6 protein-coding genes are annotated in these 11,834 nt (G+C 73.8%); 1 reads left to right on the top strand and 5 read right to left on the bottom strand.

The features are described 5' to 3' along the window. Positions 1 to 108: 108 nt before the first annotated feature. From BA175_RS21480 to BA175_RS21460, 5 genes are all read right to left on the bottom strand, one after another. Complete coding sequence (locus BA175_RS21480; RefSeq protein ID WP_069173044.1) at positions 109 to 2,343, bottom strand: bifunctional glycosyltransferase/CDP-glycerol:glycerophosphate glycerophosphotransferase; 2,235 nt, start codon at positions 2,341 to 2,343, stop codon at positions 109 to 111. Positions 2,344 to 2,527: 184 nt separating this feature from the next. Next, positions 2,528 to 3,406 carry a carbohydrate ABC transporter permease gene (locus BA175_RS21475; RefSeq protein ID WP_175420897.1) on the bottom strand — a complete coding sequence of 293 codons (879 nt, stop codon included), beginning with the start codon at positions 3,404 to 3,406 and terminating at the stop codon, positions 2,528 to 2,530. A 50-nt stretch (positions 3,407 to 3,456) separates the two neighbouring features. Next, on the bottom strand, positions 3,457 to 4,830 hold the full coding sequence (locus tag BA175_RS21470) for a carbohydrate ABC transporter permease (RefSeq protein WP_069173042.1): 1,374 nt from the start codon (positions 4,828 to 4,830) through the stop codon (positions 3,457 to 3,459). A 4-nt stretch (positions 4,831 to 4,834) separates the two neighbouring features. Continuing rightward, a complete protein-coding gene (locus tag BA175_RS21465; protein WP_438947351.1) occupies positions 4,835 to 6,181 on the bottom strand; it encodes an ABC transporter substrate-binding protein in 1,347 nt (448 codons plus the stop codon). Positions 6,182 to 6,422: 241 nt separating this feature from the next. Next, a complete protein-coding gene (locus BA175_RS21460; protein WP_069173041.1) occupies positions 6,423 to 9,740 on the bottom strand; it encodes an FHA domain-containing protein in 3,318 nt (1,105 codons plus the stop codon). A 440-nt stretch (positions 9,741 to 10,180) separates the two neighbouring features. Here BA175_RS21460 and BA175_RS21455 point away from each other — a divergent pair, with 440 nt between their 5' ends. Next, positions 10,181 to 11,797, top strand: coding sequence for a serine/threonine-protein kinase (locus BA175_RS21455; protein WP_069173040.1), 1,617 nt, complete (start codon positions 10,181 to 10,183; stop codon positions 11,795 to 11,797). Positions 11,798 to 11,834 lie beyond the last annotated feature (37 nt).

Below are 11,834 nucleotides of genomic sequence, written 5' to 3'. Positions count from 1 at the left end.
AAGGGCGGGAGGCGGCGGGCCACGGGCGCCGGGCGGCAAAGGCCGCCGGCGCCGCGGCCGACGGGGTGCGGGGGCCGTCTCCGTACCCCTGCACCCGTCGCCCGGGGCTCACCCGCCGGTGTACTCCCGTACGGGCACCTGCCGGGGCACCCCGGGGGTCCCGCTGCCGGGGAACGGCGCGGGCCGGGGCAGTTCCGCGGTCTCGCCCAGGAAGACGCGGCGCACCACCCGCTCCGCCGCGTGCCCGTCGTCGTACGGGCAGAAGCGGGCCCGGAACGCGGCCCGGCGCTGCGCGGAGCGGGGGCCGCGCCAGTGGTCGGTGGAGAAGACCTCGTGCAGCTCGTCCTGGTCGCGGGCCACGGCACCGGGCGGGAATGCCTCCAGGTCGAAGTACGTGCCCCGGGCCGCCTCGTAGGCCTCCCGGTCCGACAGGTGCAGGACGACCGGCCGGTCCAGGTTGACGTAGTCGAACATCAGCGACGAGTAGTCCGTGATCAACGCGTCCGAGGCGAGGCAGAGTTCCTCGACGGACGGGTGGGCGGTGACGTCGATGATCCGGGGGTGGGAGGGACGGGGGACGCCGGTGCGGGAGGCCGCGTCGAGGTAGTGGGCGCGGGCCAGGATCACGTAGTGCGGGCCCAGCACGCGAACCAGCCGTTCCAGGTCCAGGGGGTGGTACGGGTCGCGCCGGTAGTCGCGGTGGGTCGGCGCGTGGAGCAGGGCGGTGCGGCCGGTGGGGATGCCCAGGCGCTCGCGCAGCCGTGCGATCTCGGCCGGGGGCGTGCGGTGGTAGACGTCGTTGCGTGGGTTGCCGTACTCCAGCGTGGTGTACCCGGAGGGGTAGGCGCGCTCCCACACGAGGGTGGAGTGCCGGTTGGCGGAGAGCGAGAAGTCCCACTTGTCGACGTTGCGCAGCAGCTGCTCGAAGTCCATGGAACCGGCGGCCGCCGGACGGTGCGCCAGGTCGGTGCCCATGCTCTTCAGGGGGGTGCCGTGATGGGTCTGGAGGAACACCTGGTCGCGTCTCTTCACCAGCCTGCGGTCGAAGTTGACGTTGTTCACGAGGTACTTGGAGCGGGCCAGGGCCGTCCAGTACGCGTACGTCCCCGGGTGCAGCACGCGTGTGGCGGACGGCACGGTGTGCGCGTCGCCGGGGCGGCAGATCCAGGAGGTGCGCAGGCCGGGGACCAGGGCCCGGGCGGTGGCCTCCAGCGCCGCCGGGCTGCAGGTGTAGCCGCGGTGCCAGTAGGCGGCGAACACCGCCTCCGCCGGGCGGACCGGCAGCCGCAGCTGGACGCGGTAGTGCAGCTGGAGGGCCGCTGCGCGCACCGCACGGCGCAGGGCGGTGGAGCGGCGGCCCAGCCGGCCGCGCAGCTGCTGCCCGGCCCACAGGGCGCGGTACGTGCGGTGGGCGCCCAGCCGGAACAGCGCGTGCCGCAGGCGGCTGCGGAACGGGACGGGGGCCCCGGGGGTGCGGTAGCGGCGGCAGTGGGCGCGGGCGCGGCGGAAGAACTCGGCGCGCGTGCCGCGTGGGAGCCGGCCCCGGGAGGTGAACAGCGTCGAGAAGTGGTCGAGCATCCGCCGGAACATCACCGGCCGCCAGGGCGCGAGTCCGGGGCGGGAGTCGATGAAGGCGAAGACGCGGTCGTACTGGTCGAAGACGTCGAAGTGCCTGCGGGTGGTGGTGGAGAGGATGTTGCCCCGGCGCCGCTGACGGTATCCGACGCACACCGCGTCCAGGACGGCGATCGATCCGGCGGCCATCAGCACGGGGTAGGTCCAGGGCGTGTCCTCGTAGTAACCGGGCGGGAAGGCGAAGCCCTCGGCCTCGATGAACTCCCGGCGGTACGCCTTGTTCCAGACGACCATGAGGACCTTGAGCAGTCCGGGGCGCTGGGCCAGCCGGAAGGTGGCCGGGCCGGTCTCCGCGAGGTGCTCGGCGAAGGTGTTGCGTACGGCCTCGCCCGACCAGTACGTACGGGCGTAGTCGTAGACCAGGACGTCGGGTCCGCCGGTGGCGTCCAGGCGGTCGGCGATGGTCTGCAGCGCCTCGGGGGTGAAGGTGTCGTCACCGTCCAGGAAGAGGAGGTAGTCACCGCTCGCCCGGGCGACCCCGGCGTTGCGGGCGGGGCCGAGACCGGAGTTGTGCGGGAGGTGCACGGCGGTGACCCGGGGGTCACGGGCGGCGTACTCGTCGGCGATCGGGCCGCAGGCGTCGGGCGAACAGTCGTCGACCACGATGATCTCGTAGTCCTTGTACGACTGGTCCAGCACGGAGTCGAGACACGCGTGCAGGTACGCCTGGACCCGGTACGCGGGCACGATGACACTGAACCGGGGCACAACACATCCAGAGGCGCTCGCGGGCGGGCAGGTGGCCCGCAAACGGCCGATGGAGTGACATGGTTACGCCGGACGTGGCATTCGGGGGAAGTACGAGGTAGGGCGGCCCGGTCACGAGTGACCGGGCCGCCCTGGGGTTGACGAACGTCTGTGCTGTCTGCGGTCCGCCGGTGTCGGAGTCCTGCTACTTGACCGCGCCCGCCATCACGCCGGAGACGAACTGCCGCTGGAAGGCGAAGAACACCACCAGCGGGATCACCATCGACACGAAGGCGCCGGGCGCCAGGACGTCGATGTTGTTGCCGAACTGGCGGACCTGCTGCTGCAGGGCCACCGTGATGGGCGGGGACTCCGAATCGGCGAAGATCAGCGCGACCAGCATGTCGTTCCACACCCAGAGGAACTGGAAGATGCCGAGCGAGGCGATCGCGGGTCCGCCGAGCGGCATGACCACCCGGGTGAACACCCGGATCTCGCCCGCCCCGTCCAGCCGCGCGGCCTCCAGGAGTTCGCGCGGGATCTCGGCGAAGAAGTTCCGCAGCAGGAAGATGGCGAACGGCAGGCCGAACGCCGTGTGGAACACGATCACGCCGAAGGTCGTCTCGAAGATCCCGATCGTGCCGAAGAGCTTGGAGACGGGGATCAGGGCGACCTGTACGGGCACGACCAGCAGGCCCACGACCAGCAGGAACCACCAGTCGCGGCCGGGGAACTCCATCCAGGCGAAGGCGTATCCGGCGAGCGAGCCGATCACCACCACCAGGAAGGTGGCCGGGACCGTGATCATCACCGTGCTGAGGAGGGAATCGGTGATGACCGAGTTGTCCAGCAGGCGCTGGTAGTTCTCGAAGGTGAGATCGGTGGGGGCCGTGAGGACCTTCCACCAGCCGCTCGCCGCGATGTCGTCGGCCCCGCGCAGCGAGGAGAGCAGCAGCCCGATGGTAGGCATCAGCCAGAAGAGGGCCACCAGCACCAGGAAGACCCGCATGACCCCGCCGCCCGCCCGTGCGGCGAGCCGGGAGCCCAGGGGCTGCCGGAGCGGCGGGGCGCCGGCCGTGGTCACCGTCTGTGCCGCCTTCGGGGCGGGTACCGCCTGAGCGGCCTCGTTCGTGGTCACCGTCGCCCCTCCTTCCGTATCCGGCGGATGTTGAACAGCATCACCGGGATCACCAGCAGCAGGAGGAGGACGGCGATGGCGCTGCCGACCCCGAGATCCGCGTCCGTGCCGAACGAGGACCGGTACAGCTGCAGCGCCAGGACGTTCGCGTCGTCCTGCGAGGAGCCCGGCGCGATGATGAAGACCAGGTCGAAAATCTTCAGGACGTTGATCATCAGGGTGACGAGCACCACCGCCAGGACGGGCGCCAGCATCGGCACCGTGATCCGGCGGAACACCTGCCACTCGTTCGCCCCGTCCACCCGGGCGGCTTCGAGGAGTTCGCGGGGCAGTCCCGCGAGGCCCGCCGCGATCAGGACCATCGCGAAGCCCGCCCACATCCAGACGTAGCTGCCGATGATCCCGGGGGTCACCAGGGACGGGCCGAGCCAGTCCACGCCGTTGTAGGGCTCCCGGAAGTTGTCGGCGGGCAGGCGCAGGTGCGCCCCGTCCGCGGACGCGGGCAGCGTGAAGACGCCGTCGGCGCCGGCCGTGGCCGAGGCGACGACCTTGCCGTCCTTGACGGCCTCGACCTTGATGCCCTTCAGCCCGAGTTCCGCGGGGTCGACGCTGTTGGGCTTGCCGCCCCCGCCCTTGGTGAAGTCGAGCCAGGCGGTGCCCGTGACGCCGTCGCCCGACGCGGAGGCGGCCTTCGCCGGCACCGCGTCGTCCGGCATCTTCGCGGGCGCCACCCCGACCAGCGGCAGCAGCGCCGGCCGGCCGGCACGCACCGGTTCCTCGGTGACGAACGAGCCGCCACCGCCCGCCTTGAGCGGGTGCACGGGCAGCGGGTGCGCCTTCGGGAACGCCGACGACGCGGCGAACGTGTCGTGCACGCCCACCGCCACGGCGTTGGCGACCCCGCGCTCCGGCGCCTGGTCGTACACCAGCCGGAAGATGATGCCCGCGGCCAGCATGGAGATCGCCATCGGCATGAAGACGATCAGCTTGAAGGCCGTTCCCCAGCGGATCCGCTCGGTGAGCACCGCGAAGATCAGTCCCAGCACGGTGGAGACGGTCGGTGCGACCACCACCCATACCGCGTTGTTCTTGACCGCCGTAAGGATGGTGTCGTCGGTGAACAGCGCCTTGTAGTTGTCGAGGCCGGCGAAGCCCGTGCCCGCCTGGTCGAAGAACGACCGGTAGACGGAGTACACGATCGGGTAGACGACGAGGGCGCCGAGCAGTACGAGGGCGGGCAGCAGGAACGCCGCCGCGATGACCCTACGGGTGCCGGTTACACTCCGCCGTGAACGCCCGGGTCCGGGGCCGCCGGGGGGCTTTTCGGCAGGGGGCACCGCTGCGGTGCCCCCCGTGGTCGCTGTCGTCATCCCGTCAGCTCGTGTAGGCCTTGGCCGCGTCGGACTCCAGCTTCGCCTGGGTCCCCGCGATGTCCTTCGGGTTCTTCAGGAAGTCCTGGAGGGTCTTCCACTCACCCTTGCCGGGCGTGCCGCCGAACGACTGCGGGGCCTGGTCGGACATGTCGAACCGGACGTCGTCACCGGCGTCGATCAGTGCCTCGGCCATCGTGCGCTGCACGTCGTTCGGGTACGCGGCCGCGTCCAGCGACTTGTTGGGCGAGATGAACCCGCCCGCCTCGGCCCAGATCTTCGCCGCGTCCTTGGAGGCGAGCCAGGTCAGCAGAGCCTGGGCGCCCTTGCTGTCCTTGAGCGCCACCGCCGCGTCGCCGCCGGTCACGACGGGGGAGTCCGTGCCGACCGCCGGGAAGGGGAACACCTTGGCGTCCGTACCGACCTTCGCCTCGGTCTGGGCGATGTTGACGGCGACGAAGTCGCCCTCGAACACCATCGCACCCTTGGGCTGGTCGCCCCCGGTGAACGTCTGCGTGACGGAGGCCGGGAACTCGGTCTGCAGAGCCCCGTCCGCGCCGCCCGTGATGAGGTTCGGCTTGCCGAACAGCTCGGCCAGGGTGGTCAGCGCGTCCTTGACGGACGGGTCCGTCCACTTGATCTCGTGCTTGGCCAACTGGTCGTACTTCTCCGGACCCGCCTGGGAGAGGTAGATGTTCTCGAACCAGTCGGTGAGCGTCCAGCCGTCCGCGCCGCCGACCGACACGGGAGTGACACCGGAGGCGGACACCGTCTCGGCGGTGGCCAGGAAGTCCTTCCAGGTCTTCGGCTCGCTCGCGCCGGCGTTCTCGAACGCCTTGGCGTTGTACCAGATCAGGGACTTGTTGGCGGCCTTGAAGTAGACACCGTACTGGGTGCCGTCCACCGCGCCGAGGTCCTGCCAGACCTTCGCGTAGTTCTGGCCGAGCTGGGCCCGCGCCTCGGGGCCGACCGGCTTGGCCCACTTCTTGGCCACCGCCTGCTGGATGGCTCCCACCTGCGGGATCATCGCGACGTCCGGGGGCTGGCCACCCGCGATCTTCGTACCGAGGAAGTTCACGATCGGGTCCTGCGCCGGGACGAAGGACACCGTGGCGCCCGTCCGCTTCTCGAACTCCTTCAGGACCTTGGTGAAGTTGGCCTGCTCCGGGCCCGTCCAGACCGCCGCGACCGATATCTTCTCGCCGTCCAGTTTCGGCAGGGTGACGCTCGACGGGCTCTCCTTGCCCGCCCCGGAGCCCTCGCCCGCCTTCTTCTCCTTGCCACCGTCGTCACTGCAGCCGGTGAGTGCCAGTGCCCCGATCGCGGTGAATACCAGTGCGGCCCTACGCATACGAGCGCTTCTGCGCATCCCTTGCCCCGTCTCTCCTGCACGCGCATGCGGGCGGAGCGGCACCACCGGTTGGGACCCGGCGGTGCCGCCCACGCCTCCACATCGTGCGGCTCACGTCGTTCGTGCGCACAGTCCTATGCCCGGTACTCCGGACTCGCAATACCGCTACAGGTTCCTGTCAATTGATCGTGATGGGCTCGTGACGTGACGTCAGGAACGCACGGGTGCCCGGGCGCTGTGTTCAGGACGGTGAAGGCGGCGGGAGCAGCGGTGGAAGCCGCTCGGCGTTCACCGAGCGGGCCGCCCGCTCCAGGGCGCTGGCCAGCAGGGCCAGATCCGTGGGGCCGTTGCCCAGTTCGCGCAGCGGCCGGCGGGTCGGCGGATCGCCCATCCGCTCCCACTCCAGGGGGACGACGGTCGGGCGCAGGGTCGCGGTGCGCGGGATGCGGCCGGTGACCCTGCCCCCCTGGAACGGCGTCACCCGGCCGTCCGGATGCCCGAGCCGGCCGCGGCCCGGCGCCGCCTCGTCGGGGGAGGGCGGTACGACGGGCGGGTCGAGCACGATGCGCAGCCGGGCCCCGCGCGCCAGCTCCGTGTCCTCGGTGCGGTCCGGGCGGCCGGAGGTGGCGACCAGGTGGACGCCGAGCAGCCCGCCGTCCCTGGCCACGGCTTCCAGCACGCGGACGACGGAACCGGCGGACGGGCGGCCGGGGCTGCCCAGCGCCGGGGCGACCAGGGCGTCGAAGTCGTCGGCCAGGACGACGAGCCGGGGCAGCGGGGACGGGCCCGGGTCCGCCGTGCGGGTGGCGGGCCGCAGCCGCAGGGTGCCGGTGGCCGGGGAGTCGAGGTCGCCGCGCTGCTCGGCGGCGGAGGAGCGCCGCCCGGCGGTGGGCGCCTGCGAGCGGGCGTACCGTTCGTGCCATTCGGTGAAGCCGAGCCCGCCGAGCAGCTCCGCCCGGCGTTTCAGCTCGCCCCCGAGCGCCTGGGCGAACTCGCGCATCCGTACGGGGTCCGAGGCGACGAGGTGGGTGACGACGTGCGGCAGTTCCGTACAGGGACGCAGTCCCTCGCCGCGCTCCCCGTGCTCGCCGGCCGAACCGTCGATCAGCAGGATGCCGAGCCGGTCGGGGCGGGCGGCGGAGGCCAGCGAGGCCGCGACCGCCCGCAGCAGTTCCGTACGGCCGCTGCCCGCCGGTCCCTCGATCAGCAGGTGCGGTCCCTCGTCGGCCAGATCGACGGAGAGCGGGCCCCGGGGTCCGGCGCCGAGCACGATCACCGGGCGACCCGCACTGCCGGCGGTCGTGCCGGCGCCCGGCCCGGGCAGAGGCCCGCCGTCACGCCGCTGGGCGAGGATCCGGGGGCTGCCGCCGCTCCCGGCCGTCGTGGTGGTTCCGGTCGTGGGCGACGGGTGGCCGGAGCCGGTGGCCCCGCGCTGCGGGCCCACCCGGGGCCCGGTGCTCAGGGTGCGGCCGGAACCCGTCGGGTCCGGGTCCGCCCCGGCGGGGGCCGCCGGGGGCGGTGTGGCGCCGGGTTGCTGCTCCGCCGTGGAGGCCCACCGGGCCATCAGGGAGGCCGGGGTGGCCCTGGCCAGGCCCAGCTCGTCCAGGAGGCGGGCGGAGGGGGGCAGCGTCGCGGCCATGGGCCTGCCCGGCAGTACGGCCGCGCCCTCGTCCCGCAGCGGAGCGAGGGCGCGTGCGAACCGCTCGGCCCAGGCCGGCGACACCGCGTCCACCGTGGCGACGGTGCCGTGGCCCGCCGTCCGGCCGCCCGCCGTGCGCAGCAGGCGCAACGCGGTCGCCACGTCGCCGCTGAGCAGGGCGACCGCCCCGCACTCCCGGAAGGGGAGCGAGGCACGGCACGCGGTGTCGTACGTCGCGGTGACCGGCGAGGTGGGTGAGGCGGCCGGGGTCTCGGCGAGGCAGATCAGGTGGATGCCTGCCGCGGCTCCGGTGCCCGCGAGCCCTGCCGTGGTCTCGCGCAGCTCTGCGGAACCCGGGTCGCCGTCCACGATCACCACCGTGTACGGCCCCGGGTGGCGGCCGGCGGCCTCGGTGACGGCCGCCCGGTCGGCGCTCGCCCAGGCCGGGCCCAGCGGCCCCTCCTCCAGACGGCGCACCAGCTCCGCCGTCCGGGCGGCCGCCTGCTCACGGTCGTACGCCAGCAGCAGCCGGCAGTCCTGGCCGTGCATGGGGCGCAGATGGGGCAGCCACCCGAGCCAGGACCACTCGCGCCGGCGCTCCTCCGCGCTCCGCGTGCGGTCCGTGCTGATCAGCACGATCTCCAGGTCGAACGGGGAGTGCAGGGCCGCGAGCTGGGCCACCGCCGAGCGGGCCAGCCCGGACAGCCGGGCCCTGGGGCCCGCGAGCCCGAGCGAGCCGGCTTCCCGCAGGCCGACGGTGACGGGTACGGCCGGCAGCCCGGCCCGCTCCGCCGTCCCCAGCCGCACGACCAGCGCCTCCGGGTGCGCGGGGTCGCGCTCCCACAGACGGGGGCCGGGCCCGAGCGCCGTGAGGAGGACGGCCGCGGGGTCGGGCCAGGTCCCGGCGGGGCCCCGCCGGGACGGGGCGAGGTCACCGGACTCGGCGGGCGTGCCGCCGGGGCCGGTGTGCGCGGGGCCGTCCGGGGGCCCGGACGTGGCCCGGCCGGGGTCGCCCTGGCCCTGTTCGCCCTTGCCGCCCGCCAGGCGGCGCGCCCAGGCGCCTATGCCACGCCGGGGCGCGTCGCCGTCCGCGAGGCCGGAGCCGCGCCCGTGGGTGGCGTGGGCGGCCGGTGCGCCGGACCGGCCGTGGCCCGCCGGCCCGCCGTCGTACGGATCGGGGGCACCGTGTCCGGCGGGCGCGGTGCTGCGGCCGTGGCCGTCGCCCGCACCGCCGCCGTATCCCTCCGCTGCGGCGCCGTGCTTCGCGCCGTCCGGCCGGGCCACCCGCAGATGTCCCTCCCCGTCCGGGGTCGTCGTCAGGGCCGGCGCGGGCGCGCCCGGCGTGAGGCGCAGCGCGGACTCGCCGAGGCGCAGCAGCGCGCCCGGGGCCAGCCGGACCGGGGTGTCGTGGACCTCCGTGCCGTCCAGGGAGGTGCCGTTGGTCGAGCCGAGGTCGGCGACCGACACCCCGCCGTCCTCGGAGACCGTCACGGCGCAGTGCAGCCGGGACACGTCGGGATCGTCGAGCGGGACGTCCGCCTCGGCGGAGCGTCCGATGCGGATGCGGCCGCCGTGCAGCAGGTGAACGCCGCCGGCGTCGGGGCCCGCGATCACGTGCAGCTGCGCGGGGACGGAGTCGTCCGCCGCCTCGTCCTCGCAGGGCACCAGCAGGGAGAGGACCGTGCCGTCCACCAGGGGCGGCTCGCCGAGGGCGCAGCGCTGCGGGTCGAGCCGCTCCCGCCCCGCGTACAGCACCACGGCGCCGCCGCCCGGCGAGGCCTCCGGGCCGGACACGGCCGTGGCCAGGCCGGAGGCGACGGCTGCGAGAGCCGTCCCCGCGGGGGCGGTGACGAGCACGTCGCACGCGCGTGGCGGGGTCTGGCCGCTGCGCGGCGCGAGGACGGTCAGCCGGATCTGCATCGCCGTCAGCGGTCCCTTCTGCGCGGGGCGCCCGGCAGGGGAGAAGCCCTGTGATTCCCCCCACCCGGCACGGACGCGTCGTCCGGTACAGGTCGTCACGGAGCGCGAGGCACCCGGCCACACAGTTCCGTGCTGGAGGCATCCTCGCACCTGCCACTGACAACACGCCCGGGTGTGACCGCTTAGTGATCTTGGATGGCCGACTGTGGGCGCAAAAGTGCCTGCTTGGTCCTGCGGCGGGCGTACTGCACACTCGTTCGGCAACCAACCCCTCGCTGTCCGCGTCTTCCCCCGGACATGGTGGTGACGCGACCGGAAGTCCCCCGAAGGCGCTCCGTCCGGCGGCCTCACGGCCGGCGGGCAGGTCGTTAGAGTGGGCCGGGACATCCGGGCGGGGCCCGGGGATCCGCCAGCACATCGATCAGCAGGGAGCGCGTGACGTGCGGCCAGTCGGCAGCAAGTACCTGCTCGAGGAGCCGCTCGGACGCGGCGCCACGGGCACCGTCTGGCGAGCCCGCCAGCGGGAGACCGCGGGCGCCGAGGCGGCCGTCGCCGGGCAGCCCGGCGAGACCGTCGCGATCAAGGTGCTCAAGGAGGAGCTCGCCAACGACGCGGACGTCGTGATGCGCTTCCTCCGCGAGCGCTCGGTGCTGCTGCGGCTCACCCACGCCAACATCGTCCGCACCCGGGACCTGGTCGTCGAGGGTGACCTCCTGGCGCTGGTCATGGACCTGATCGACGGCCCCGACCTGCACCGCCACCTCCGCGAGAACGGCCCGTTCACCCCGGTCGCCGCGAGCCTGCTCACCGCCCAGATCGCGGACGCGCTCGCCGCCAGCCACGCCGACGGCGTCGTCCACCGCGACCTGAAGCCCGCCAACGTGCTGCTCGACGAGCGCAACGGCGAGCTGCACCCGATGCTCACCGACTTCGGCATCGCGCGCCTCGCGGACTCCCCGGGGCTGACCCGGACCCACGAGTTCGTCGGCACGCCCGCCTACGTGGCGCCCGAGTCCGCCGAGGGCCGACCGCAGACCTCCGCCGTGGACGTCTACGGCGCCGGCATCCTGCTGTACGAGCTGGTCACCGGCCGTCCGCCGTTCGCCGGGGCCACCGCGCTCGAGGTCCTGCACCAGCACCTCAGCGAGGAACCCCGGCGCCCCGGCTCCGTTCCCGAACCCCTGTGGACGGTCATCGAGCGCTGTCTGCGCAAGGACCCCGGCCAGCGGCCCAGCGCCGTGAACCTCGCCCGTGCCCTGCGCACCGTCGGAGCGGGCATCGGGGTGCACGCGAACTCGGCGCAGATCGCCGCGGCCGAGGGCGTGGGGGCCCTGCTCGCCCCCGACCCGGCCCCCGCCGCCGTCCCGGAGACCCCGGGCGCGGCCGACGCGACGCAGGTGCTGCCGGGCAACGCCGGGTCCTACGACCCGGCGGCCCCCACCAGCGTCCTGCAGCAGACCCCGGGCGGGTACGGCGGACACGCCGACCCGACGGCGGTCATGCCCCCGGTACCCCCGCATCCCGACGGCCCCCCGCGCCCCGACGAGCCGCACCCCTGGCAGTCCCAGCTCCGGGCGGCGCGGGACCGCAACGAGCAGACGCAGGTCCAGTACCTCGACCCCAGCCAGGACCCGCTGCGCCGGCGCCCGCAGCGGCAGCAGCCCCCGCAGCAGAGCCAGCAGCCCCCGCAGCGGCAGCAGCCGCAGCCCCAGCCGCCGCAGTACGCGCAGCAGCAGCCCCAGCGCCACCAGCCCCCGCAGCAGCCCCGGCGGCAGCAGTACGCGCCCGCGCCCCCGCAGCAGCCCGCGCCCCCGCAGCCGGCCCCGCGTCAGCCGAGGCAGCGCAACGCCAACCCGATGCGCATCCCGGGCCTCGGCTGCCTCAAGGGGTGCCTGTTCACGATCGTGCTGCTCGTCGTCGCCGGCTGGCTCATCTGGGAGCTGACCCCGCTCCAGGACTGGGTCGACCAGGGCAAGGGCTACTGGGAGGCCATCGGGGACGGCATCTCCACCGTCACCGGCTGGTTCAAGGAGCTCGGCGGCAGTACCCCGAGCTGAGTTCCCGGGTGCCCGGGGGCAACGGCCTTTCTGTGGC

It is taken from the genome of Streptomyces griseus, from assembly GCF_001715295.1.
Taxonomy (GTDB): domain Bacteria; phylum Actinomycetota; class Actinomycetes; order Streptomycetales; family Streptomycetaceae; genus Streptomyces; species Streptomyces griseus_G.
Note: the sequence above shows the minus strand (reverse complement) of the source record. Positions and strands in the feature narration are given on the sequence as shown.